At 69.2% G+C, this 25,692-nt stretch carries 18 protein-coding genes and 1 pseudogene; 17 read left to right on the top strand and 2 right to left on the bottom strand.

Annotated features, from left to right (window positions below):
• The first annotated feature begins 422 nt into the window (after window positions 1-422).
• The 16 genes and pseudogenes from araB to ADK66_RS05465 all read left to right on the top strand — a co-directional run bounded on the left by araB (window position 423) and on the right by ADK66_RS05465 (window position 21,525).
• A complete protein-coding gene (araB, locus tag ADK66_RS05540) occupies window positions 423-2,129 on the top strand; it encodes a ribulokinase (protein ID WP_053652794.1) in 1,707 nt (568 codons plus the stop codon).
• Window positions 2,126-2,818 carry an L-ribulose-5-phosphate 4-epimerase gene (locus ADK66_RS05535; RefSeq protein WP_053652793.1) on the top strand — a complete coding sequence of 231 codons (693 nt, stop codon included), beginning with the start codon at window positions 2,126-2,128 and terminating at the stop codon, window positions 2,816-2,818. The genes araB and ADK66_RS05535 overlap by 4 nt, the downstream gene beginning before the upstream one ends.
• Before the next feature lie 126 nt (window positions 2,819-2,944).
• Window positions 2,945-3,949 (top strand): ABC transporter substrate-binding protein, encoded by a 1,005-nt coding sequence (locus ADK66_RS05530; protein WP_369814764.1) that lies wholly within the window; start codon window positions 2,945-2,947, stop codon window positions 3,947-3,949.
• Window positions 3,950-4,140: 191 nt separating this feature from the next.
• Window positions 4,141-5,682, top strand: coding sequence for a sugar ABC transporter ATP-binding protein (locus ADK66_RS05525; protein WP_053652791.1), 1,542 nt, complete (start codon window positions 4,141-4,143; stop codon window positions 5,680-5,682).
• Window positions 5,679-6,749, top strand: a complete 1,071-nt coding sequence (locus tag ADK66_RS05520) for an ABC transporter permease (protein ID WP_053652790.1) — start codon at window positions 5,679-5,681, stop codon at window positions 6,747-6,749. The genes ADK66_RS05525 and ADK66_RS05520 overlap by 4 nt, the downstream gene beginning before the upstream one ends.
• Window positions 6,746-7,735 carry a galactofuranose ABC transporter, permease protein YjfF gene (gene yjfF / locus ADK66_RS05515; RefSeq protein WP_053652789.1) on the top strand — a complete coding sequence of 330 codons (990 nt, stop codon included), beginning with the start codon at window positions 6,746-6,748 and terminating at the stop codon, window positions 7,733-7,735. The genes ADK66_RS05520 and yjfF overlap by 4 nt, the downstream gene beginning before the upstream one ends.
• A gap of 26 nt (window positions 7,736-7,761) precedes the next feature.
• Window positions 7,762-9,264, top strand: coding sequence for an L-arabinose isomerase (araA, locus tag ADK66_RS05510; protein ID WP_053652788.1), 1,503 nt, complete (start codon window positions 7,762-7,764; stop codon window positions 9,262-9,264).
• A gap of 347 nt (window positions 9,265-9,611) precedes the next feature.
• Window positions 9,612-11,710, top strand: a pseudogene (locus ADK66_RS05505) (RICIN domain-containing protein).
• A gap of 412 nt (window positions 11,711-12,122) precedes the next feature.
• The gene (locus tag ADK66_RS05500) at window positions 12,123-13,112 is read left to right on the top strand and encodes a LacI family DNA-binding transcriptional regulator (protein ID WP_197281424.1); all 990 of its coding nucleotides are present in this window, start codon (window positions 12,123-12,125) and stop codon (window positions 13,110-13,112) included.
• A 373-nt stretch (window positions 13,113-13,485) separates the two neighbouring features.
• The gene (gene chvE, locus ADK66_RS05495) at window positions 13,486-14,631 is read left to right on the top strand and encodes a multiple monosaccharide ABC transporter substrate-binding protein (protein WP_053652786.1); all 1,146 of its coding nucleotides are present in this window, start codon (window positions 13,486-13,488) and stop codon (window positions 14,629-14,631) included.
• An 83-nt stretch (window positions 14,632-14,714) separates the two neighbouring features.
• The gene (mmsA, locus tag ADK66_RS05490) at window positions 14,715-16,253 is read left to right on the top strand and encodes a multiple monosaccharide ABC transporter ATP-binding protein (RefSeq protein ID WP_053652785.1); all 1,539 of its coding nucleotides are present in this window, start codon (window positions 14,715-14,717) and stop codon (window positions 16,251-16,253) included.
• Window positions 16,250-17,500, top strand: coding sequence for a multiple monosaccharide ABC transporter permease (mmsB, locus tag ADK66_RS05485; RefSeq protein ID WP_053652784.1), 1,251 nt, complete (start codon window positions 16,250-16,252; stop codon window positions 17,498-17,500). The genes mmsA and mmsB overlap by 4 nt, the downstream gene beginning before the upstream one ends.
• Window positions 17,501-18,327: 827 nt before the next feature.
• Window positions 18,328-19,497, top strand: a complete 1,170-nt coding sequence (locus tag ADK66_RS05480) for a peptidoglycan DD-metalloendopeptidase family protein (protein ID WP_082377240.1) — start codon at window positions 18,328-18,330, stop codon at window positions 19,495-19,497.
• A gap of 65 nt (window positions 19,498-19,562) precedes the next feature.
• Window positions 19,563-20,444, top strand: coding sequence for an N-acetylmuramoyl-L-alanine amidase (locus tag ADK66_RS05475; protein WP_082377244.1), 882 nt, complete (start codon window positions 19,563-19,565; stop codon window positions 20,442-20,444).
• A gap of 122 nt (window positions 20,445-20,566) precedes the next feature.
• Window positions 20,567-21,220 carry a M23 family metallopeptidase gene (locus ADK66_RS05470; protein ID WP_053652783.1) on the top strand — a complete coding sequence of 218 codons (654 nt, stop codon included), beginning with the start codon at window positions 20,567-20,569 and terminating at the stop codon, window positions 21,218-21,220.
• A 74-nt stretch (window positions 21,221-21,294) separates the two neighbouring features.
• The gene (locus tag ADK66_RS05465) at window positions 21,295-21,525 is read left to right on the top strand and encodes a DUF2188 domain-containing protein (RefSeq protein WP_053652782.1); all 231 of its coding nucleotides are present in this window, start codon (window positions 21,295-21,297) and stop codon (window positions 21,523-21,525) included.
• 118 nt (window positions 21,526-21,643) lie between these two features.
• On the opposite strand, the gene ADK66_RS05460 is transcribed toward ADK66_RS05465, so the two are convergent.
• Window positions 21,644-22,762: an ROK family transcriptional regulator gene (locus ADK66_RS05460; RefSeq protein ID WP_053652781.1), complete on the bottom strand. Its 1,119-nt coding sequence runs from the start codon at window positions 22,760-22,762 to the stop codon at window positions 21,644-21,646.
• Between the two features lie 90 nt (window positions 22,763-22,852).
• On the opposite strand from ADK66_RS05460, the gene ADK66_RS05455 reads away from it, so the two are divergent.
• Window positions 22,853-24,151 carry a DUF1479 domain-containing protein gene (locus tag ADK66_RS05455; protein WP_053652780.1) on the top strand — a complete coding sequence of 433 codons (1,299 nt, stop codon included), beginning with the start codon at window positions 22,853-22,855 and terminating at the stop codon, window positions 24,149-24,151.
• Window positions 24,152-24,212: 61 nt separating this feature from the next.
• Here the strand turns inward: ADK66_RS05455 and ADK66_RS05450 are convergent, their stop codons facing one another.
• Complete coding sequence (locus ADK66_RS05450) at window positions 24,213-25,472, bottom strand: glycoside hydrolase family 16 protein (RefSeq protein WP_053652779.1); 1,260 nt, start codon at window positions 25,470-25,472, stop codon at window positions 24,213-24,215.
• Window positions 25,473-25,692: the final 220 nt, after the last annotated feature.

Raw genomic sequence — 25,692 nt, 5'->3', positions numbered from 1 at the left:
CGCCGGGTCGGCTGGCCGGGGTCGCCGCTGGTCGCCGGAGCGCTTGATCCTGGGCACTGTGCTGACCCGTCGGTCGATACAGAGATCCGACCACAGGACCGCGAAGCCCGATGATGTTATCGCTGACACTGGCGCTGGCGGCAGTCGCTCCTGTTTGGATGTCCGCCTCGCGATCGTGGTCGACGGCGGGCGACTCGTCCCTGACCGTCGGGGAGGGTGCCGTCGTCGAGGCAGCCCCTACGGGGCCGCCGACCCGCCAGCATGTCCCCAGAATGCCGGACTTCCGCGCTTTGCCCCGGTCTGATGGCTGCCTGTGTGCCCGGATGGGCCTCCGCGTTCCGTTACGGAGCTGTTGCGGGTAGATGTCTTGACGAGCCTGGATGTGAGCGTTAACACTATCCCCGTTAACGGCGGAGGTGAACATGAACCGTGTGGACGGAGCTGCCGAAAGCTACGTCGTCGGTGTCGACTACGGCACCCTCTCCGGGCGGGCACTCGTGGTCCGGGTCGGTGATGGTGCCGAGGTCGGGACCGCGGTGCACGAGTACGGCGACGGGGTGATCAGCGCGGCGCTTCCCAACGGCCGGTCGCTGCCCCCGGACTGGGCTCTGCAGAACCCGCAGGACTACCGCGACGTGCTGCGTCACGCCGTTCCGGCAGCGGTGTCCGCAGCGGGGATCGACCCGGCCGCCGTGATCGGCATCGGCATCGACTTCACCGCCTGCACGGTGCTGCCGACGTTCGCCGATGGCACCCCGCTCTGCGAGGACCCCGATCTGCGCGACCGGCCGCACGCGTGGGTCAAGCTGTGGAAGCACCACGCCGCGCAGCCGCACGCCGACCGGATCAACGCGTTGGCCCACGAGCGGGCCGAGCCGTGGATCGGCCGGTACGGCGGCAAGATCTCCGCCGAGTGGCAGTTCGCCAAGGGCCTGCAGATCCTGGAGGAGGACCCCGAGGTCTACCACCGGGCCGAGCGCTTCATCGAGGCGGCCGACTGGATCGTCTGGCAGCTCTGCGGCGCCGAGACCCGCAATGTCTGCACTGCCGGCTACAAGGGGATCCTCCAGGACGGCCAGTACCCGTCCGAGGGCTTCCTGACCGCGCTCAACCCCGGCTTCGGCGACTTCGTAACCAAGCTGGACGGTCCGCTGCTGCCGCTGGGTGCCAAGGCCGGCACGCTCACCGCCACCGCTGCGGCGTGGACCGGGCTGCCGGAGGGGATCGCGGTGGCCGTCGGCAACGTCGACGCGCACGTCACAGCGGCCTCGGCGCAGGCCGTGGAGCCCGGTCGGCTCGTCGCCATCATGGGCACCTCCACCTGCCACGTGGTCAACGGTCGGCAACCCGCCGAGGTGGCCGGCATGTGCGGGGTGGTCGACGGCGGCATCAGCCCCGGCGCATGGGGCTACGAGGCCGGGCAGAGCGGTGTCGGCGACATCTTCGGCTGGTTCGTCGAGCACGCCGCCCCGGCCGGGGCCGCCTCGCACGAGCACCTCACCGCACTGGCCGCCAGCCAACCGGTCGGCGCGCACGGCCTTGTCGCGCTGGACTGGTGGAACGGCAACCGCTCGCTGCTTGTCAACCACGACCTGAGCGGGATGATCGTCGGGATGACCCTGGCCACCCGGCCGCAGGACATCTACCGGGCGCTGCTGGAATCCACCGCCTACGGCACCCGCATGATCATCGAGGCGTTCGTCGAGGCCGGCGTGCCTGTCGACGACCTGGTGATCGCCGGTGGCCTCACCTCCAACGAGCTGCTGATGCAGATCTACGCCGACGTGACCCGGCGGCCGCTGAACATCATCGCCTCCGCGCAGGGCCCGGCGCTCGGATCGGCGATCCACGCTGCCGTCGCCGCCGGCGCGTACCCGTCGGTGCACGAGGCGTCGCAGGCCATGGGGAAGGTGCACGAGGCCGTCTACCGGCCGGACCCCGACCGGGCCCGCGCCTACGACGCCCTCTACGCGGAGTACCGGGCCTTGCACGACCACTTCGGCCGGGGCGGCAACGACGTCATGCTCCGCCTGCGGGCGATCCGCAACGCGGCGGTGGGGACCGCCGAGGCGCCGGCCGACAGCGCCCCCGTGACCGCTCACGAGACCCCGTTGGAGGTCGTCGCATGACCATCGAGGTGACCCGACAGATCCGCGAGCTGCGTGAGACGGTCGCCCGTCTGCACTCCGAGCTGACCCGCTACCAGCTGGTGGCCTGGACGGCCGGCAACGTCTCGGCCCGCGTACCGGGCAGCGACCTCATGGTGATCAAGCCGAGCGGTGTGAGCTACGACGACCTCACGGCCGACACCATTGTGGTCTGTGACCTCGACGGCGTTCTCGTCGAGGGCGACCTCGCCCCGTCCAGCGACACCGCCGCCCACGCCTACGTCTACCGGGCCATGCCCGAGGTGGGCGGGGTCGTGCACACCCACAGCTCGTACGCGACCGCCTGGGCGGCCCGCGGTGAGTCCATTCCCTGCCACCTCACCGCGCAGGCCGACGAGTTCGGCGGCGAGATCCCGATCGGCCCGTTCGCGTTGATCGGCGGCGACGACATCGGCAAGGGCATCGTCGCCACGCTCGCCGGGCACCGCTCACCTGCGGTGTTGATGCGTAACCACGGCGTGTTCACCATCGGCCGTGACGCCCGCGCGGCGGTCAAGGCCGCGGTGATGTGTGAGGACGTCGCCCGCACCGCCCACCTGGCCCGGGCGCTCGGTCAGCCGGTGCCGATGGCACAGGCAGACATCGATGCCCTGTATCACCGCTACCAGAACGTCTACGGTCAACAACCAGTCGCACCGGCGAGTTCCTGACCGTCCAGCGTGGATCAGGGTCGCAGGTCTGCACCACCGACGTACCAGCACGCACCACCCGCGTAGGTCGCCTCTCGTACGTCGGCGGCGGACGCGGTCCCCACCACACCCAGCCAAGGAGAACTGATGAGAAAGATGCGTACGCAGTCCGCGCCGTGGCGCGCTGTCGCGGTCCTCGCCAGCGTGCTGCTCGTCGGCGGCGTGGCGGCCTGCGGCAACAGCGACACGGGCGGCGGCGGCTCCACGGACGACGGCAAGATCACGATGGGCTTCTCGCAGGTCGGCGCGGAGAGCGGGTGGCGTACCGCGAACACCACCTCGATCAAGGAGGCGGCAGCCGCGGCGGGCATCGAGCTGAAGTTCGACGACGCGCAGCAGAAGCAGGAAAACCAGATCAAGGCGATCCGCAACTACATCCAGCAGAAGGTCGACGTGATCGCCTTCTCGCCGGTTGTGGAATCCGGATGGGACACCGTCCTCAAGGAGGCCAAGGACGCCGACATCCCGGTCATCCTGACCGACCGCTCGGTCGACTCTGCCGACAAGTCGCTGTACAAGACCTTCCTCGGCTCGGACTTCGTCAAGGAGGGCCGGCTCGCCGGTGAGTGGCTGGTCGAGCAGAAGAAGAGCGCCTCGGGCCCGGTGAACATCGTCGAGTTGCAGGGCAACACCGGCGCGGCTCCGGCCAACGACCGCAAGAAGGGCTTCGGCGAGGCGATTGCCGCCAACCCGAACTTGAAGATCATCGCCTCCCAGCCGGGTGACTTCACCCGGGCGGGTGGCAAGCAGGTCATGGAGCAGTTCCTCAAGGCCAACCCGAAGATCGACGTGCTGTTCGCGCACAACGACGACATGGGCCTGGGTGCCCTCGAGGCGATCACCGCGGCCGGCAAGGAGCCGGGCAAGGACATCACCATCATCACTGTCGACGCGGTCAAGGACGGCATGCAGGCTCTCGCCGACGGGAAGTTCAACTTCATCGCGGAGTGCAGCCCGTTGCTCGGCCCACAGCTGATGGAACTGGCCAAGAAGGTCCACGCCGGCGAAGAGGTGCCGCCTCGGATCGAGACCGAGGAGACCACGTTCACGCAGGAGCAAGCGAAGGAAGCGCTGCCCAACCGTAAGTACTGATCGACGCCGGGGGGCCGCCGCGCTCGCGTGGCGGCCCCGCCGCGTCGCCTCCCTACCCGAAACGGACCGGGCTTGGCCCGCGGCGACCCCCGTACCACGCCCGCCCGAGCGACCCCCCAGGGTCGACCGGGCGGGCGTCGCGGGGGCGTAGCGGCCCTTCCGTGTCGACAACCCAGAAGAGGTCTGATGGGATGACGGATAGCCGTCCGGTCCTGACGATGACCGGGATCAGCAAGTCCTTCCCCGGGGTGCGCGCACTCCACAACGTCAACTTCCGGCTCTTCCCCGGCGAGGTGCACGCCCTGATGGGCGAGAACGGCGCCGGCAAGTCGACCCTCATCAAGGTGCTCACCGGTGTCTACGACACCGATGAGGGCGCGATCACCCTCCATGACGAGCCCGTGTCGTTCACCGGGCCCATGCAGGCGACCGCAGCTGGTGTGAGCACCGTTTTCCAGGAAGTCAACCTCTGCACCAACCTGTCGGTGGCGGAGAACATCTTCATCGGCCGTGAACCCCGGCTCCTCGGGGCCGTCCGCTGGGGTGAGGTCCGCCGCCGCGCCCGTACGCTGCTGGCCCGCCTCGACCTCGACCTCGATGTCAGCGCGCCACTCGGCTCGTACTCCCTGGCGATCCAGCAGATGGTCGCGATCGCCCGCGCCATCGACATCAAGGCGCGGGTGCTGATCCTGGACGAGCCGACGTCCAGCCTCGACGCCGGCGAGGTGGCGCAACTGTTCCGCATCATGCGGCAACTGCGCGACGAGGGCATCGCGATCCTGTTCGTCACCCACTTCCTCGACCAGGTCTACGAGATCGCCGACCGGATCACAGTGCTGCGCAACGGTGGACTCGTCGGCGAGTACCAGACCGCCGAGCTGCCCCAGCTCGCTCTCGTGGAAAAGATGATCGGCAAGGAACTCGACGTCCTGGAGGGCATCGAGGAGCACTCCCGCCGGGACCTTGCCGCGCTGGAGGAGGGCACCCCGCTGGTGGCGGTGTCGAACTTCGGCCGGTCCGGCGCGGTCGAGCCGTTCAGCCTCACCATCCACGCAGGCGAGGTGGTGGGCCTGGCCGGCCTGCTGGGCTCTGGGCGTACCGAGGTGGCGCGGTTGTTGTTCGGCGCCGACCGCACCGACGGCGGCCAGGTCGCCATCGACGGCACGGCGAGCAGTCTCCGTACCCCCGCCCAGGCCATCGACCACGGCGTCGGCTTCTGTTCCGAGAACCGCCGCGCGGAGGGCATCGTCGCCGACCTGTCGGTCCGCGAGAACATGATCCTCGCCATGCAGGCGGCCCGGGGCTGGCTGCGACCCATCCCGCGACGTCGCCAGGACGAGCTTGTCGACAAGTACGTCAAGGCCCTCAACATCCGGCCCGCTGACCCGGAGGTGCCGGTACGCAACCTGTCCGGCGGCAACCAGCAGAAGGTGCTGCTGGCCCGGTGGCTGATCACCGAGCCACGACTGCTGATCCTCGACGAGCCGACCCGGGGCATCGACATCGGCGCGAAGACCGAGATCCAGAAGCTCGTGACGCAGCTGTCCGACGGGGGCATGGCCGTGCTGTTCATCTCCGCCGAGTTGGAGGAGGTGCTGCGCCTGAGTCACAAGGTGGCAGTGATGCGGGACCGGCAGATGGTCGCGCAGCTCGCCAACGACGAGAGCCTCGACGCCGACCGCATCATGCAGACAATCGCCAGCGGATCCCACCGGGAGGAGGCAGACCGATGAACGACACAATGAGCCGCTTCCGGACGATGACCGGTCACCGGCTGTTCTGGCCCGCCGCCGTGCTGTTCGCCATGCTCGCCGCGAACACGATCTACCGGCCCGGGTTCCTGTCCATCGAGCTCAAGGACGGGCACCTGTACGGCACGCCGATCGACATCCTGCGGTTGAGCGCACCGCTGATCCTCGTCGCGCTGGGCATGACCCTTGTCATCTCGACCGGCGGCATCGACCTGTCGGTCGGCTCGCTCTGCGCGATCAGCGGCGCGATCGCCTGCATGTACATCAGCAAGCAGCCCGACCAGAACAGTCTCGGTGTGGTGGTGACCGCCCTCGCGCTGGCGATGGGGGTCTCGCTCGTGCTCGGCGCCTGGAACGGGGTGCTGGTGGCCGTGATCGGCATCCAACCGATCATCGCCACCCTGATCCTGATGGTCGCCGGCCGGGGTCTCGCCCAGCTGATCACCGAGGGCCAGATCATCACCATCAACTCGGAGCCGTACCGGGCGATCGGCCTGGGCCACGCGTTGACCCTGCCGCTTGCCATCTTCATCGCTCTCGCCGCGGCCCTGCTGGTGGCCGCGTTCACCCGTCGTACCGCGCTCGGCATGATCATCGAGTCGGTGGGCGGCAACTCAGTGGCGAGCCGGCTCGCCGGCATCCGGTCCAGCCGGGTCATCTTCCTCGCTTACGTGATCAGCGCCGCGTGCGCCGCGGTAGCCGGTTTCATGATGACGGCAAACGTCTCCAGCGCCGACGGCAACGCCGCCGGCCTCTGGGTCGAGCTGGACGCGATCCTCGCGGTCGTCATCGGCGGTACGTCCCTCGCGGGCGGTCGGTTCTTCCTCAGCGGCACGATCATCGGCGCGCTGATCATCCAGACCCTGACCACCACCGTGTACGCAATGGACATCTCACCGCAGACGTCGCTGCTGTTCAAAGCGGTGGTCGTCATCGCCGTCTGCCTCATCCAGGCGCCGGCCTTCCGGGCCAGGTTCAGCCGCCGTAGGCGAAACGTCCCGCCGCCCGCCCCCGTCGCCGACAAGCCGAAGGAGCAGGTGCCGGCATGACCACTGGATCGCTTACCGCCGGTCGTACCCGGTTCCGGCTGCCGAGGAAGCAGATACCGGTCCTGGCGACGCTGGCACTGCTGCTGGTGATGTACGGCATCGGCGTTTCGCAGTACACGGCGTTCTCCAACGTGCAGGTCATCTTCAACGTCTTCATCGACAACGGCTTCCTGCTCGTCGTCGCGGTGGGCATGACCTTCGTGATCCTCACCGGTGGCATCGACCTGTCGGTCGGGTCGGTAGTGGCCATGACGGCGATGGTGTCGGCCTGGCTGCTCCAGGAGGGCCTGCCGGCGGCACTGGTGCTCGTCATCGCCCTGCTCATCGGCCCGACGCTCGGCCTGCTGATGGGCTGCGTCATCCACTTCTTCGAGATCCAGCCGTTCATCGTGACGCTCGCCGGGATGTTCTTCGCCCGGGGCATGTGCACGTTCATCTCCGGCTCGTCCATCCCGATCACCGACGGGTTCTGGACCAGGATGTCGCAGGAGCGGATCGGCGACCCCAAGGGCAACTTCGTCTCGATCAGCGTGCTCATCGCCTTCGCCGTGGTGGCAGTGGCCGCGTACACGCTTGCCTACACCCGGTTGGGGCGCAACGTGTACGCCATCGGCGGCAACCCGCAGTCGGCGCTGCTGATGGGCCTGCCGGTGGGGCGGACCCGGATCGCCGTCTACACGATCAGTGGTCTGTGCTCGGCGATCGGCGGCATCCTGCTGTCCTTCTACACCCTCTCCGGCGCGCCGTTGATCGCCGTGGGAATGGAGTTGGACGTCATCGCCGCCGTCGTCATCGGTGGCACGGTGCTCACCGGCGGCGCGGGGTACGTCTTCGGCACGGTGCTCGGCGTACTGGTCCTGGGCGTCATCCAGACTCTCATCACCTTCGATGGGAGCCTCAACTCCTGGTGGACCAAGATCGTGATTGGGGGCCTGCTCTTCGTCTTCATCCTCCTCCAGCGCCTCATCGGAATCCGTTACAAGTGACCGCCCCTCTCGCGGAAGGCAACCCCATGGCACCACACCCCGAACCCGTGATCTGGTTCCTCACCGGCAGCCAAGGCATGTACGGCGAGGAAACGCTCCGGCAGGTCGCCGAGCAGTCCCGCCAGATCGCGGCCGCGCTCGACGACTCGCCGCAGATCCCTGCCCGGGTGGTCTGGAAGCCGGTCCTGACCAACAGCGGCGAGATCCTCCAGGTCTGCCGCGACGCCGCCGCTCAGGGCGCGATCGGGGTCATCGCGTGGATGCACACCTTCTCCCCGGCGAAGATGTGGATCGCCGGCCTGGACGCGTTGCAGACGCCGTTGCTGCACCTGCACACCCAGGCCAATGTCCTGCTGCCGTGGGACGACATCGACATGGACTTCATGAACCTGAACCAGGCCGCCCACGGCGACCGCGAGTTCGGGTACATCCAGACGCGTCTCGGTGTGGCCCGTAAGACCGTCGCGGGGCATGTCAGCGACCCGAGGGTGACCAGCCGGGTCGGCGCGTGGGCGCGGGCGGCCCTGGGGTGGTCGGCGATGCGGTCGCTGCGTCTGGCCCGCTTCGGTGACAACATGCGCGACGTCGCGGTGACCGAGGGCGACAAGGTCGAGGCGGAGCTGCGCTTCGGGGTGTCGGTGAACACCTACGGCGTCAACGACCTGGTCGAGGTGGTCGGCGAGGTCACCGACGCGCAGGTCGACGACCTCGTGAAGGAGTACGAGGACACGTACCGCGTCGTCGCGGCGCTGGGCTCCGGGGGCGAGCAGCACGACTCCCTGCGGTACGCGGCCCGCCTGGAGCTGGGCATGCGGGCCTTCCTGGACGCCGGCGGGTTCCGGGCGTTCACCACCAACTTCGAGGATCTCGGCGGGCTGCGTCAGCTGCCGGGCATCGCTGTGCAACGGTTGATGGCCGACGGCTACGGCTTCGGCGGCGAGGGCGACTGGAAGACCTCGGTCCTCGTGCACACCCTCAAGGCGATGTCGGTGGGCGTGGAGGGCGGCACGTCCTTCATGGAGGACTACACCTACGACCTCACCCCCGGCTCGGAGCTGGTGCTCGGCGCCCACATGCTGGAGGTCTGCCCGACCATCGCGTCCGGCGTACCCAACGTGGAGATCCACCCGCTGAGCATCGGCGGGCGGGAGGACCCGGTCCGCCTCGTCTTCGACGCCGAGCCCGGCCCGGCGGTGGTGCTGGGGCTCGCCGACATGGGGGAGCGCTTCCGGCTGGTGGCCAACGAGATCGACGTGGTGACGCCGCCGCAGCCGCTGCGCCGGCTGCCGGTGGCACGGGCCGTCTGGCGTCCACGACCCGACCTGCCCGTCTCGGCCGAGGCGTGGATCACCGCTGGCGCTCCCCACCACACGGTGCTGTCCCAGGCCGTCGGCGTGGAGGAGTTGCACGACCTGGCCGAGATGAGCCGTACCGAACTCGTCGTCATCGACGCCGACACCGAGCCGCGCCGCTTCGCCGACGAGATCCGGTGGAACCAGGCCTACTACCGGTTGGCGCGCGGCTTCTGACCCCACTCACCAGCGCTTCCCAGACGGGTGGCGCGTCCCCGGCGGCAGTCGTCGGCCGGGACGCGCCACCCGTCTGCGTGTGCGCCTAGCACGATCGCGAGCCGGCTGTGTTACGTCTTGACTAAGGACGTGTTATCGCTCACAGTCTATAACCAAGACAATCAATGTCTGCGGCTGGCCCGCCCGCGAATTGTGTCCGCCCCCCGATTTTCACAGATTGCTGCCCTCGTGGCACGGGGAGCGATGTTAGCGATCACATCGGTCGGGCCCGTGGCCAGGCACGGCACCCCGCCCGGTGCCGGGGATGCCGGCCCAGACCGCTCGGTTCGCGTTCTCGAAGGAGGATCATGGTTGCCATCGGTCGGGTTCCCTGGGCCACACCATCCGCGCGTCGGCGCGGCTGGTTGCGGCGGCTCACCGCCGCCGCGGCGGCGGTGCTGGTGGGCGGCACGCTCACCGCGGTGGCCGCGTCACCCGCATCGGCAGCGACGGTGGACACCAACGCCTGGTACGTGTTGGTGAACCGCAACAGTGGCAAGGCGCTGGACGTGTACAACCAGGCCACGAACGACGGCGCGCGCATTGGCAGCAGTGGCAGTTCGTCGACTCCGGCGGCGGCTACTACCGGCTGAAGTCCCGGCACTCCGGCAAGGTGCTCGACGTCTACAACTTCTCCACCGCCAACGGCGCGTCGATCGTGCAGTGGGCCGACGGCAACGGGGTGAACCAGCAGTTCCGCCTGGCGGACTCCGCCGGTGGCTACGTTCGACTGATCAACCGCAACAGCAACAAAGCAGTCGAGGTGCAGAACGCCTCCACCGCCGACGGCGGCAACATCGTGCAGTACGACGACTGGGGCGGCAACAACCAGCAGTGGCAGCTCGTGCAGGTGGGCAGCGGAGGCAACCCCACCACGCCGCCGCCGACGACTCCGCCCCCGCCGAGCGGCACGTACACCAACCCGGTCGTCTGGCAGGACTTCGCCGACGTCGACATCATCCGGGTGGGCGACGCCTACTACATGTCGGCGTCCACGATGCACTACTCGCCGGGCGCTCCCGTCCTGCGCTCGTACGACCTTGTCAACTGGGAGTTCGCCGGGCACTCGGTACCCCGCTTGGAGTTCGGGTCGAAGTACGACATGAGCGGCGGTAACGCGTACGTCGACGGGATCTGGGCCTCGACGTTGAACTACCGTCCGAGCAACCGGACGTTCTACTGGGCCGGGTGCATCGACTTCGCGCAGACCCACATCTACACGGCGAGCGCCGTGGACGGCACCTGGAGCAAGCACACCACCATCCCCAACTGCTACTACGACGCCGGGATGCTGATCGACGACAACGACACCATGTACGTGGCGTACGGCAACGGCACCATCAGCGTCGCCCAGCTGTCCGCCGACGGGAAGTCGCAGGTCCGCGCCCAGCAGGTCTACCAGACGCCGTCGAGCATCGGAACGCTTGAGGGCGCACGGTTCTACAAGCGCAACGGTGCCTACTACATCTGGCTCACCCGACCGGCCAACGGCCAGTACGTGCTGAAGTCGACAAACGGCCCGTTCGGCCCGTACGAGCAGCGCCAGGTGCTGCTCAACCTGCCCGGCCCGATCTCCGGCGGCGGGGTTCCGCACCAGGGTGGACTGGTGCAGACCCAGAACGGCGACTGGTACTACATGGCGTTCGTCGACGCGTACCCCGGTGGTCGGATGCCCGCCATGGCGCCGATCACCTGGACCGGCGACGGGTGGCCCGTCCTGCAGACGGTAAACGGCGCCTGGGGCAGCTCGTACCCGAAGCCGAACCTGCCCGCCGCGCCCCGGGCGGTGAAGCCACTCACCGGCACCGACACGTTCTCCGGCACGACCCTCGGCCCGCAGTGGGAGTGGAACCACAATCCGGACACCAGCAGGTATTCGGTGAACAACGGACTTCGCCTGCAGACCGCCACCGTCACCGGCGACCTGTACGCCGCCCGGAACACGTTGACGCACCGCATTCAGGGCCCCACCTCCACCGCCACCATCGAGCTGGACTACTCGACGATGCGCGACGGTGACCGCACGGGCCTGGCGGTGCTGCGCAACTCGTCGGCCTGGATCGGCATTCGGCGGGACAACGGTTCCACTCGTCTGGTGATGCAGAACGGCTTGACGATGGACGGCAACTGGAACACCACGAGCACCGGCAGTGAGGTGGCGAGCACCGCCGTCTCCGGTGGCCGGATCTGGTTGCGTGCCAACGCCGACATCAGACCCGGCTCCGGACGGCAGGCCCGCTTCTCGTACAGCACCGACGGGGTCAACTTCACGTCGTTCGGCAACGCCCTGACGCTCGCCAACAACTGGCAGTTCTTCATGGGCTACCGGTTCGCCATCTTCAACCACGCCACCCAGGCGCTCGGGGGAGCGGTCACCGTGAGCCGGTTCGACCTGACGACACCGTGACGCCTGTCACACGGCTGTCGATCTGACCGGTGGCGCGGACTGCCCGTCCGGATCTCGGACGGGCAGTCCGCGCCACTGTTTGTGCCCGTCGCCGCCCTGCTCCGCGCCCCCTTCCGGGAACGGGGAACCGGCCGGCGGCAGGGGCGCCGCCAGGGCCGTCCGCCGCCCTCGGTGTGGGTGACGGGTGGGCCGGGCCGCCGACCTGCGGCCCGTCGCGCCGTTCCCCCGCAGCCAGGCCCTGTCCAGGCCGATGCCTGGCGTAGACTGTCGGCGATCCAGCGCTGGTCACCTGGGATTCAGCACCGGCGTGGTGACTGAGCGAGGGGGATCAGGCCGGGCCGCTCCAGTCGACGTCGACGGGCTGCGGTCCGGATTTGGCGGGGGGAGTGAAATGGCCGTCCATGGTCCCGCGATGACTGATGTCGCTCGTCTCGCCGGTGTCTCCCACCAGACCGTGTCACGTGTGCTCAACGGGCACCCCAACGTGCGTGAGCAGACCCGTTTGCGGGTGCGGGCGGCGATCGCCGAACTCGGCTACCGCCCGAACGGCGCGGCGCGAGCCCTGGTGACCGGCCGGTCGCAGGTGATCGGCGTGGTGGCACAGAACACCACCCTCTACGGCCCGGCGTCGCTCCTGGCAGCCCTTGAGCAGACCGCCGCGGAGGAGGGCTTCGCGGTCAGCGTGGGCAGTGTCCGGGACCTCGACCACCGGTCGATCTCGGCAGCGGTCGAGCGGCACCTGGCGCACCGGGTCGCCGGCATCGTCGTCATCGCGCCGGTCGAGTCGGCCGGCGAGGCGCTGGAGCGGCTGCCCCAGGACGTCCCGTTGGTCACCGTCGACGGCGACCCGCATCGGCCCATGCCGCTGGTGACTGTCGACCAGGTGGCGGGCGCTCGGGCGGCGACCCAGCATCTCCTCGACGCCGGGCACCGCACCGTGTGGCACGTGTCGGGGCCGTCCGACTGGTTCGACGGCGCCGGTCGCATCGAGGGCTGGCGCGAGACCCTGCTGGCCGCCGGGATCAGCCCACCGCCGCTGATGCCGGGCGACTGGTCGGCGGCATCGGGCTACCGGTGCGGGCAGATGCTGGCGCGGATGCCCGAGGTCACCGCCATCTTCACGGCCAACGACCACCTCGCCCTGGGCGTGCTGCGGGCGCTGCACGAGTTCGGCAGGCGGGTGCCTGCCGAGATCAGTGTGGTGGGTTTCGACGACGTGCCGGAGGCCGCGTACTTCATCCCGCCGCTGACCACCGTCCGGCCCGACTTCGACGCGGTGGCGCGGGCGAGCCTGCAGATGCTGTTGACGCAGATCGAGTCGGGCAGCGGTGGGGCTCTGCGGCAGACCATCGCACCGACACTCGTCGCCCGCGACAGCGTCGCCCCGCCCCCTTCGCGCTGAGGCGCCACACGTCCCCTCGGCGGACGTGCCGGTCTGTCGCGTCCCGTCGCCTTGCCCTGACGGCCCGCCGCGCTTCGGTCGGCGGAGTCCTGCTGGCCCGTCGCGTCCCGTCGGCGGTGCCCGTCCGCGCGTTGCACTGACGGTGGTGGGCGGTCACCCTGAGGCAGCCGCTACCCAGCGTGCGATCGGGTGGCGGCATCCACTGTGGACGGCGGAATCCCAGGCCGCGCCGCCGGGAAGCCTCTCGTTACGAGACCGTGACACCGGTATTTCAGATCTACTGTTGACGTGCCTTATGTGAGCGCTAACACTACCCCAAAGGTGACACGTGGGCCCCGGCGGTCGGCGGGGGAATCCGGAGGAGGAGAGGCCCGTGAGCAGGAAATTCCTGGTTGCTCTGGGTAGCGCGATGCTGGCGCTGAGCCTGGCGGCATGCAGTGGCGAAGGCGCCGGTAGCGGCGGTAACACGAGTGAGAAGAAGCCCGGCGACCTGACCATCGGCGTCTCGATGCCGACCCAGACCTCCGAGCGGTGGATCGCCGACGGCAACGCCGTGAAGCAGAAGCTGGAGGCCAAGGGCTACAAGGTCGACCTCCAGTACGCCGGCGACGACATCCCCACCCAGTCGCAGCAGGTCGACCAGATGATCACCCAGGGCGCGGATGTCCTGGTCATCGCGGCGATCGACGGAACGGCGCTCAGCGGCCAGCTGCAGGCCGCCGCCGACGCGAAGATCCCGGTCATCTCGTACGACCGCCTGATCCGTGGCAGCAAGAACGTCGACTTCTACGTGAGCTTCGACAACTACAAGGTCGGCGTCGCCCAGGCCACCGGGCTGCTCGTCGGCCTCGGCCTGCAGAACCAGGACGGCTCGAAGGGTACGGCCACCGGCCCGTTCAACATCGAGCTGTTCGCGGGGTCGCTCGACGACAACAACACCCAGTACTTCTTCGGCGGCGCCATGGACACGCTGAAGCCGTTCATCGAGGCCGGCACGCTGAAGGTGAAGTCGCGCCAGACCACGATCGAGCAGGTGGCGATCCTGCGGTGGCAGCAGGAGACCGCGCAGAAGCGCATGGAGGACCTGCTCACCTCCAGCTACAACGACGGCTCGCAGGTCGACGGCGTGCTGTCGCCGTACGACGGCATCTCCCGGGGCATCATCACCGCCCTGCAGAACGCCGGCTACGGCGGTAGCGGCAAGAAGAAGCTGCCCGCGGTGACCGGCCAGGACGCCGAGATCGCCTCGATCAAGCTGATCAACGACGGCGTGCAGACCTGCACCGTCTTCAAGGACACCCGTCTGCTGGCCGACCAGGCCGTCAACGCCGCCGAGGCGTTCCTCCAGGACAAGCAGCCGCAGGCCAACGACACGCAGACGTACAACAACGGCGTCAAGGTCGTTCCGTCGTACCTGCTGCCGTTCGTGACGGTCTACAAGGACAACATCAAGACCGCGCTGATCGACTCCGGGTACTGGACGGCGGAAGAGGTCGCCGCCGGTCAGGCCAAGAAGTAAGCCATCCGTCGGGCTCGGCGGTCACCCCGCCGGGCCCGACGTTCGTGGCGGACCACGTCGGGACCTGACAGAGGACAGCGACCATGGACGACACCATCCTCGAGATGCGTCGCATCACGAAGACCTTTCCCGGGGTGACCGCCCTTGAGGACGTCACCCTCGCGGTACGCCGGGGAGAGATCCACGCCATCTGTGGCGAGAACGGCGCCGGCAAATCCACACTCATGAAGGTGCTGTCCGGCGTACACCCATCGGGCTCGTACGACGGAGAGATCCTCTTCGACGGCAAGCCGATGCACTTCCGGGGAATCCGGGACAGCGAGGCGAACGGCATCGTCATCATCCACCAGGAACTCGCCCTGGTGCCGCACCTGTCGATCGCCGAAAACCTCTTCCTCGGCAACGAGCGCCGGGGCCGCAGCGGCCTCATCGACTGGAACCGGGCCAACGCCGAGGCGGCGGAACTGCTGGCGTCCGTGGGGCTGCACGAGAACCCCGTCACCCCGGTCATCCAGCTGGGCGTGGGCAAGCAGCAGCTTGTGGAGATCGCCAAGGCGCTGTCGAAGAAGGTGCGCCTGCTCATCCTTGACGAGCCGACCGCCGCCCTCAACGACGTCGACTCGGCGCACCTGCTCGGGCTGCTCCGGCAGCTCAGGGACCGGGGGATCACCTGCATCATGATCTCCCACAAGCTCAACGAGATCACCGCGATCGCCGACTCGACGACAGTGATCCGCGACGGGCGCGCGGTGGAGACCCTGGACATGCGCGCCGACGACGTGACCCAGCAACGCATCATCCGGGGCATGGTCGGGCGCGACCTGGACAGCTTCTACCCCGACCGCGAGTCGTCGCCGGGCGAGGAGGTGCTGCGGATCGAGGACTGGTCGGTGCGCCACCCCACCCATGAGCGGATGGTCGTCGAGGGCGTCGGCCTGTCCGTGCGCGCCGGTGAGGTCGTCGGCATCGCCGGGCTGATGGGCGCCGGCCGGACCGAGTTGGCGATGAGCGTGTTCGGCAGGTCGTACGGCAGGGACATCAACGGCCGGTTGTTCATGCACGGCCGGCAGGTCAACGCCCGTACCGTCGCGGAGGCCATCGACAACGGCATCGCGTACGTCACCGAGGACCGCAAGCGGTACGGCCTCAACCTCATCGACGACGTCCGGCGCAACGTGTCGGCCGCCGCCCTGGACCGGCTGTCCCGAATGGGCTGGGTCAACGGCAACGAGGAGATCAAGGTCGCCGAGTCGAGCCGCCGGGACATGAACATCAAGGCGCCAAGTGTCATGGCGGTGGTCGGCAAGCTCTCCGGCGGCAACCAGCAGAAGGTCGTGCTGTCGAAGTGGCTCTTCACCGACCCGGACGTGCTGATCCTCGACGAGCCGACGCGCGGGATCGACGTCGGAGCCAAGTTCGAGATCTACACGATCATCAACCGGCTGGTGGCCGACGGCAAAGCGGTGATCATCATTTCCTCCGAGCTGCCGGAGCTGCTCGGGATGTGCGACCGCATCTACACCCTCGCCGCGGGCCGGATCACCGGCGAGATGCCGGTGGGTGAGGCGACCCAGGAGAGCCTCATGGAGCTGATGACAAAGGACAAGGAGCTCGTCGGATGACAAGCATCAAGACCCCTTCGACGGAGCGCCCGACGTCACCGGACGCCACGCCGGCCGCCGCCCTGCACACCGGGACGAGCGACCTGCGGGCGCTCGTGTTGAACAACCTGCGGCAGAGCGGGATCTACGTCGCCCTGGTCGTCATCGTCGCGCTGTTCGCGATCCTGACCGACGGGGTGTCGCTCAGTCCCGGCAACATCACGAACATCGTCCTCCAGTACTCGTACATCCTGGTTCTGGCGATCGGGATGGTCATCCTGATCATCGGTGGGCACATCGACCTGTCGGTGGGGTCGGTGGTCGCGCTGACAGGTGCGGTCTCCGCCGTCCTGGTCATCCAGCAGGGATACCCGTGGTGGGTGGGTGTCCTTGCCGCGATCGCCGTGGGCATCGCGGTCGGCGCGTGGCACGGCTTCTGGGTCGCGTACGCCGGGATTCCCGCGTTCATCGTGACCCTGGCGGGGATGCTGCTGTTCCGTGGTCTGACCCTGCGGGTGCTCGACAACATCTCGCTGTCGCCGTTCCCTGCCGAGTACCAGCGCGTCGCCGCGGGCTTCCTCAACGGGCTGCTCGGCGGTCAGGGCTTCGACGCCTTCACGCTGCTCATCGGCGCCGTCGCCGTCGCCGGGTACGCGGTCAGCGGTTTCCGTACCCGCGTGGCGCGGATCCGCTACCAGCAGCCCGTCGAGTCGTTCCCGCTGTTCGTCGCCCGGGTCGTCGCGGTGGGTGCCGTCATCATGTACTTCGCCTGGCAGTTGGCGCACGCCCGTGGCCTGCCGATCGTGCTGATCATCCTGGCGGTCCTCGTGCTGTTCTACGGCCTGCTCACCCGGCGTACCGTCTTCGGTCGGCAGGTCTACGCGATCGGCGGCAACCTGTCGGCGGCGGCGCTGTCCGGGGTGAAGGTCCGTACCGTCAACTTCTGGATGTTCGTCAACATGGGCTTCCTGGCGGCGGTGGCGGGGGTCATCTACTCCTCCCGGTCCAACGGGGCGCAGCCCGCCGCGGGCAACATGTTCGAGCTGGACGCCATCGCCGCAGCGTTCATCGGGGGTGCGGCGGTCACCGGCGGGGTCGGTACGGTCGTGGGCGCGATGGTCGGCGGTCTGATCATGGCCGTGATGAGCAACGGCATGCAGCTGATGGGTATCGACCAGTCGACACAGTCGGTGGTGAAGGGGCTCGTCCTGCTCGTCGCCGTCGCGTTCGACGTCTACAACAAGCGCCGCGCCGGAACGGCCCGCTGACGTCGCAACAGCACGATCGTGGCCCCTGCCCGCCTCTGCGGGCAGGGGCCACGCGTCAACAGGTGGTGGTCGGTAGGCACACCGTGCCCGCCTCGGCCCCGCGCCGGTGCCCGGCACGCTGGTTGAGGGCTTCCCGCGGCGATGCCTGAGCCGCCCTGCAGGGTCGACCCACCTGTCGGTGGTCCTGTAGAGCTGCCCCACATATGGACCGTGCCCTGCGGAGACGGTTGTGGTGCTCCGGCCGCTCGTGGTGCTCCCGCTGCTCGTGGTGGCTCCGACTGCTCGTGGTGGCTCCGACTGCTCGTGGTGGCTCCGACTGCTCGTGGTGCTCCGGCTGCTCGTGGTGCTCCCGCTGCTCGGTCCTCGTGGTGCTCGTGGTCCTCGTGGTGCTGGTGGTGTTCGTGGTGCTCGCGGTGATCCGGCCGGCGCCGCCCCATTTCTGGGGCAGCTCTACAGGGAGCCGGACACACCCCAGGGCCGGCCAGGGAGGCGACACCGCAGCGCCGCAGGGTCGAGCGCGAGACGATCCCGCTGCGCCGCGGACGACGCAGCGGGATCACGCGGTCAGTGGCAGTTGCCGGTGCCGCTGTCGTTGTCGCTGCCCGGCGCGGAGTCTCCGTCACCGCTGATCTGACGGAGTGGGATGTAGGAAACCTTCGATGCATTCGTTGACTTCGACGGTTTACTACACAACAATCATCGTCAATATTTATGTCTCTCTCTATCTATGTGGCACTCCGCTCAGCCTCGCCGGTACCCCCACCCGCCAGCGGCCGCAGGCTCTCCATCGCCCCGGCCTCGATCCCCGTATCGAAAGTGAGGTCACGATGAGACTCGATCGACGATGGGCAGGCGGCGCAGCCGCAGCCCTGCTGACGGTCACCAGCCTGTTCTGGGCGACCCCCAGCGTCGCCGCGCCGACCGCCGACGCCTCCGCACTCACCGAGGCGGTGACCGCCAAACTCCTCGGCACCGCCCGGATGTCGAGCGCTGGCGCGCAACAGGACACCAGGATCACCGTGAGCCGCAGCAGCGGCCGGTGGGCGTTCGGCACCGCCGTCGCGGTCGCACCCCGACAGGAGGACGCTCACCCGACCGGGTCGGTCTTCATCGCGCGGGCCGACCGCGCCGGATGGCGGATCGCCTTCGACGGTGAGGCCGCCTTCGGTGAACTGGCCGCCGAGTCGCCCCTGGTGGGCGCCCAGGAGCGAAGCGTGCTCACCACGACGCCGAGCCCTCTGTACGCGGGCGGGGACTACCGGACCGGGATGGCCCTGCCGTTCGGTGTCGGACAGACGTGGACGCTCACCAGCGGCCCGCACGGCTGGGGCGGGACCGAGTCGCCGTACAGCTCGATCGACCTGGCCGGCGGCGACCAGGTGGTTCGCGCGACGCGGGCCGGTGCGGCGTACACCATGTGTCGCGGGTGGATCCGGGTCATCCACGACCGGGGCTACTCGACCGACTACTACCACCTGTGGAACAGCATCTCCGTCAACGGCGCCAGCGTCGGCCAGGGCGCCGTCCTGGGCAACACCGGCACCGACGTCACCTGCGGTGGGGCTGCCTACGGCCGGCACGTCCACTTCGGACTGCGGCAGAACAGCGCGTACGTGCCGATCGCCGGGCATGACATCGGCAAGTGGGTGCTGGCCAACGGCGGCGCCGCCTACCAGGGCGGGGCGCGGCACGGATCGGCCTTCGCCGGTGTCGGCGGTGGCCTCTACAACTACGGCGCGCTCGGCTTCAACCAGGGCGTTGTCGACGCGAACGGCGGTGGCGCGCTCACTCGCCGGGCCGGTCCGGGAACGGGCTACGGCTCGCTCGGCTCGGTGGGCGACGGCGCGACAGTCACCATCTCCTGCTCCGCGAACGGCACCTCCCACACCGGCCGGTACGGCACCACGGCGCTCTGGAACCGGTTGAGCGACGGCAGTTGGGTGTCCGACGCGTACCTGTCGACAGGTGTGAACGGTCCGGTAAACGGCTGGTGCTGACGAGTACGACCGCCGAGGTTGGCGGCCCCACAGGCCGCCAACCTCCGTTCCCGCGAGGAGTGCAGATGTCCGTTCGACCCATCCTCCGAGGCCGCCTCCTACTCGCCCTGACCACCGCCCTCACCACGGCGCTCACCACTGCGCTCACCGTCGCGGTCGTCGCACCGGCCGCCGCCGACCCCAGCGGGATCGGCACCCTCAGCACCGACTACGGGCCGGCCGCGTGGGCGCCGGCCAGCACGAGCAACTACACGGTGGCCAGCCGGCCGGGCAGCCACCAGGTCACCCGCGTCGTCATCCACACCGCGCAGGGCTCGTACTCCGGCACCGTCAACTGGTTCCAGAACCCGGCGGCGCAGGCCAGCGCGCACTACACCTTCCGGTCCTCCGACGGGGCCGTCACCCAGTCGGTGCGGGAGAAGGACATCGCCTGGCATGCCGGCAACTGGACCTACAACACCCAGTCGATAGGCATCGAACACGAGGGGTACGTCGACAACGCCGCCTGGCTCACCGACGCGATGTACCGGGCATCCGCCGCACTCACCCGCAACCTCGCCAACAGGTACGGCATCCCGAAGACTCGGGCGCACATCATCGGGCACAACGAGGTGCCCGGCGCCACCCACACCGACCCGGGCCCGAACTGGAACTGGACCTACTACATGCAACTGGTGAACGGGATCACCGGCGTCGGCTCCGGAACGGTGAGCACCAGCGCGAGCACCCTCAACGTGCGCTCCGGCCCCGGCGCCAGCTATCCGGTCGTCGGGTCGGTCCCCGACGGCGCGACAGTGGCCGTCTACTGCCAGGCCGTGGGAAGCACTGTCACCGGCCCGTACGGCACGACCTCCGTGTGGAACCGGATCGGCACCAACAGGTACGTCTCCGACGCGTACCTGTTGACCGGCCACGACGGGTACATCCCGAACGTGCCGCGCTGCTGACGGCACGGCCCGGCCTGACGGCCCGGCCCGGTCCGTACGCCAGCTCACCGCCGCCGGGGAGTGGTGAGCTGGCGTACGGACCGGGATGCTGACCCGGAGTCCACGCGTTGCCGGCGTCTGTCATGCTCGGGCCGGTGACGACCGGCCGCCCCCGCAGAGCCCGCACCCACCGCCGCCCCCGGAGCCGGCTGATCGGTGTCCTCGTCGGGCTCGTCGCGCTGGCGGTCGTCGTCGGGGTGGCAGTGGTCGTCGTGCCGCTGCTGCGCCCGCCGGGTCCGCGCCCGCTCTTCCAGATGCCCGTGGCCTGCGGCGAGACCTGGCAGTTGAGCACCTATCCCGGGCACGACGACTTCGACGTCGACCTGTTCCCGATCGAGGGCGAGGCGTGGGGGCGGCCAGTCCTCGCGTCCTACGGCGGCACTGTCACAGTGGCGGGCATCAACGGAACCCTGGGCGGACGTACCCCGGAGAACCCGGAAGGTCCACGCGGCCGTGGTGGCGGCTACTGGGTGAAGATCGACCACGGCGGCAAGTGGGAGACGCAGTACCTGCACCTGCTCGAACCGCCGCTGGTGAAGGAGGGCCAGGAGGTCACGCAGGGCCAGCAGATCGGGCGGCTCGGCAGCACCGGCAACTCCGGCGCACCGCACCTGCACTACGAGCAGCGCCGGGGGTGGGAGAAGGTGGAAACCCACTTCGACGGTACGCCGTCGGGTATCACCACCGACGAGCGCGAACAGACGCTGCGGCGCACGAGCAACAACTGCGTCTCCTGAGGACGGCGTTTTGCCCGACCCGGCTCGGGGCACTGATCGAAGGACAGTGCAGAGGCGCACGGAGGGAGCAGGCCATGGCCAAGGGTGACGTCGACACGTACCAAGAGGACGGGCAGTGGAAGAACAAGGCGGAGGGCAACGAGCGGGCCAGCAGCACGCATGAGGGCAAGGCCGACGCGCAGGCCCAGGGTCGGGAGATGGCTGCCGACCGTGGGGTCGAGCACGTGATCAAGAAGCAGGACGGCACGATCGGGGAGAAGAACACGTACCCGCGCAGCCGGGACCCGCGCGACATCGCGGGCTGACAGCTTCCCACCTTTTTCCGCGGACTGACCCCGTCGGCGTGGCCGGCGGGGTCCGCTCTGTGTCCGGCCGGGCGGGCAGGTCCAAACGCGCGTGGCGCCCGGCGGAGGGCCGTCGCGGTCAGGATGTCCGGCGGGCGATGATTGCCGAGCGTAGACGGTCGAGGGCTTCCGCGCGGGCGCCGGTGAGCGCCGGTTCGTCGGTGAGTCGTGCCGGACGCACCTCGACGTGCCGGGGCATTCCGCTGAAGACGTTGGTGACGGCGTCGAGGATCGGCGGATGGGTGCCCCATGCGCCGCCGATCAGCACGAGCCGGGGGTCGGCGAGCGCCACGACGGCGGCGAGCACGCCGCTGACGGCCTGCCCCAACGCCGCCCTGCCGGCTGCCGGAAGGCGGCGGACCCGCTCGACGTCGATGGCGGTCGTGCCGGCATGGCGGAGGCCCAGATCGGCGAACACGTCGATGAACCGGGTTGCCCTGCCGTCCGGGCCGGTGGTCAGCAGGTGGGCGATCTCCCCGGCGACACCGCTGTGGCCCCGGCGTACCGCGCCGTCGCTGACGACCGCGCACCCCAGCCCTTCGCCGAGGAAGACGTAGGCGAAGTCGCTCAGGCCGGCCGGGTCGAGGTCGCGCTCGGCCTGCGCCGCCCAGTTGACGTCGTTGTCGACGACGACCGGCCCGGCGACGTGTGGCGTCAGCACGGCGACCGGGTCGAGGTCGCCGAGCAGGAACGGCGCGTCCGGTAGCCGGATCAGCCGGCCGGTGACCCGGTGCACCGGGTCGGCGGCGCTGACGACCGCCAGCCGGATGGCTCCTCCGCCGCCCTGCCCCGCCTGCGTCGCTGCGGTGCCCACTGCGGCGGCCACCCGCTCGGCGTGTGCGGGCCGACTGATGTCGTGCCGGGTCCGTCCGACGATGTCGCCGTGGGCGTCGACCCGCTCGACCACCACCCCGTCCGGGGCGATGCTGACGGCCAGGGCGGTGCCCGCTGAGCCGGCGAGCGCGTAGTACGAGCCGACGCGGCCCATGCCCCGACCGCCAGGGGTGCGCTCCCCGGTGTCGACGACAAGCCCGGCCTCGGTCAACCGGCGCACGCTCTCCCCGACGGTGGGCTTGGACAGGCCGCTGCGGGTTGCCAGGTCGGCCCGGGTCAGCCGTCGTTGCCGCATCAGCTCCCGGAGCACGTGCTCGTCGGTAAGCGAGCGGAGCAGCTCCAGGGAGGGCTTGGCGGTGGTCACGCCAGGATTCTAGGCAGGAGCCTTGCCTGGAACGGTGAACGCACCTAGAGTCTTTTCCAAGAAGGAGCCCTTACTAGAAGGAGTCGCGCCATGAACGCCCAGCCCGACCTGGCCGTCGCCCCGCTCCCGTCAGTACCGCACTGGGAGTCGACCCCGGCCGACCTTCCGTCCGCCATCCGCGAGGTCAAGGCGGCGCTGCGGGCCCGGATCGAGGCGTCCGGCCGGACTGTCGAGGAGGTGTTCGCGGTCGTCGAGCAGCGTGTCCGGGCGCGGGTCGAGGAGATCGCCGCCGCCAGGGGCCGCGGCGAGACGATCTGGCCCGTCATCGAGTACGCGGACATCGCCGCCGGCACCGTCTCGGCGGAGGCGCTGGCGAAGCTCCGCCAGCGGGGTTGCCTGGTCGTACGCGGGCACTTCGACCGCCAGCAGGCGCTGGACTGGGACCGCGACATCGTCGACTACGTGGAGTCCAACAGGTTCTTCGAGACCTACCGGGGCCCCGGCGACGACTTCTTCGGCAGTGTGGGGTCGAAGCCCGAGATCTATCCGATCTACTGGTCGGCAGCTCAGATGCAGGCCCGCCAGAGCGACCGGATGGCCCGGGTCCAGGCGTTTCTCAACAGCCAGTGGAAGCACGAGTCCGACGGCGTGCGCTGGTTCGACCCCGACCGCGACTCGCTCTACCCGGACCGCATCCGCCGCCGGCCACCGGGCGCCGACTCCAACGGCCTGGGCACCCACCTCGACCCCGGCACGCTCGACCTGTGGATGACCGAGGCGTACCAGCGGGCGTTCCGGCACCTCTTCGACGGGACGGTCGAGGAGTACGACCCCTGGGACGCCGCCCACCGCACCGCCGGCCCGCAGTACCCCGGCAGCACCATGTGCTCGGCGTTTCGCACCTTCCAGGGCTGGACGGCGCTGTCCGACATGGACAACGACCAGGGGGTGCTGCACACCGTCCCGATCCCCGAGGCGATGGCCTACCTGATGCTCCGGCCGCTGCTGCCCGACGTACCAGAGGACGACATGTGCGGCGTCACCGTCAACCAGGTCTTTCCGGTGAGCGAGCGGTGGCATCCGCTGCTGCTGGAGGCCCTCTCCGGCATTCCCGACGTCCGGGCGGGCGACTCCGTGTGGTGGCACTGCGACATGATCCACAGCGTCGCGCCGGTACGCGACCAGCAGGGCTGGGGCAACGTCATGTACATCCCCGCAGCGCCGTGGTGCCCGCGCAACGAGCGGTACTCGGCAGCCGTCCGCGACGCCTTCCGGACTGGGTCCAGCCCGACCGACTTTCCGGCCGAGCACTACGAGCGCAGTTGGTCCAACCGATTCCAGGCCGACGACCTCAACTCCACCGGTCGGCGCGGCCTGGGTCTGGACTGACTGTCGGCAGCGGGCCGCCCGACAACGGTGTCGGGCGGCCCGCAGGCCGTCGGTGCCGTACTCAGATGCGGGACCACTTCTGGTTCGACGCACCGTTGCAGTCCCACAGGTGCAGCTTGCCACCGTTGTTGGGGTTGGCGTCCCGGACGTCCACACAGCGGTTGGCGCTGATGTTGACGAGGTCGCCGGCGCCGTTGAGCGTGAAGCGCTGCGCGGGATTGCCGTTGCAGGTGACCAGGTTGACCTCGGTGCCGTTCGCGGTGCCGGCCCAGGCGGGGTCCATGCACTTGCCCATGGCGCGGACGGTCCCGTCCGAGGCGAAGGTCCACGCCTGCGCGGCGGTGGTGTTGCAGTCCCAGATCTGGAGCTTCGCGCCCTCGACCGGGTTGGCGCTGGGGATGTCGATGCACCGGCCGCTCTGCGCGCCGCGGATCCGGCTGGTGCCGGGCGCCGGGTCGCCGCCACCGCCGGAGGTGTAGCCGGACACCCGGACGTAGTCGACGAGCATCTGCTGCGGGAACTGGGTGGAGCCGTCCGGGTAGCCGGGCCAGTTGCCGCCGACAGCCACGTTGAGAATCATGAAGAACGGGTGGTCGAACACCCAACGGTTGCCGCCCAGCCGGGCCGGGTTGACCTGGTGGTACTGCACACCGTCCAGGTACCAGGTGATGAGGTTCGGCTCCCAGTCCACTCGGTAGGTGTGGAAGCCGTCGGCGAGCGGGCTGCCGACGGTGCGGCTGCCGGTGATGCCGCCGCCGCCGGAGTAGCCGGGGCCGTGCACGGTGCCGTAGACGGTGTTGGGCTCCCGGCCGATGTTCTCCATGATGTCGATCTCGCCGGCGTCGGGCCACCCGCCGCCGGTGCCGAGCATCCAGAACGCCGGCCAGATGCCCTGGCCGCGCGGGATCTTGATGCGGGCCTCGAACCGGCCGTACGTCTGGGTGAATGTGGACGCGCTCAGCAGTCGCGCCGACGTGTACTCGCAGCGCCCGTAGTGGCACTGGTAGTTGGCCGGGTTGTCCCGGCGGGCGGTGATGACGAGGTTGCCCTGGCCGTCGTGCACCGCGTTGCTGGTGCTGTTGGTGTAGTACTGCCGCTCGTTGTTGCCCCAGCCGCCGCCGCCGATGTCGAAGCGCCACTTGTTCTGGTCGACGGGCGTACCGGCCGAGGCGTTGAACTCGTCCTGCCAGGTGATCGGGCCGATGGCGGCCTCGGCTTGGTCGTTGTGTCCGGGTACGACGAGGGCGGCGGCGGTGGCGATGAGCGCGACCGCCGCGAGGACGAAGGGTCGCAGGCGGGGGGCGGGACGGGCTGTGAACACGGGAGGCTCCTCAGCGGGAGAGGTGGCGGAGGCTTCGCGCCGGAAAATCCGGAGAGCGCTCTTTCGACGAAGGATGTCGATATGGCGCCTTTCTGTCAAGAGTCCTTCCAATTAAAGGAGTGGCCGAGTCGCCCTGCCAGAAGGGCGAAGCGCGCCTTCCTCCGATAGGGGATGAATCGACTCCTGCTATTGCCGTCGGCGTCCACGCGGGACAGGATGA

Origin of the sequence: Micromonospora sp. NRRL B-16802, assembly GCF_001279555.1 — a bacterium.
Taxonomy (GTDB): Bacteria; Actinomycetota; Actinomycetes; order Mycobacteriales; family Micromonosporaceae; genus Micromonospora; species Micromonospora profundi.
Note: the sequence above shows the minus strand (reverse complement) of the source record. Positions and strands in the feature narration are given on the sequence as shown.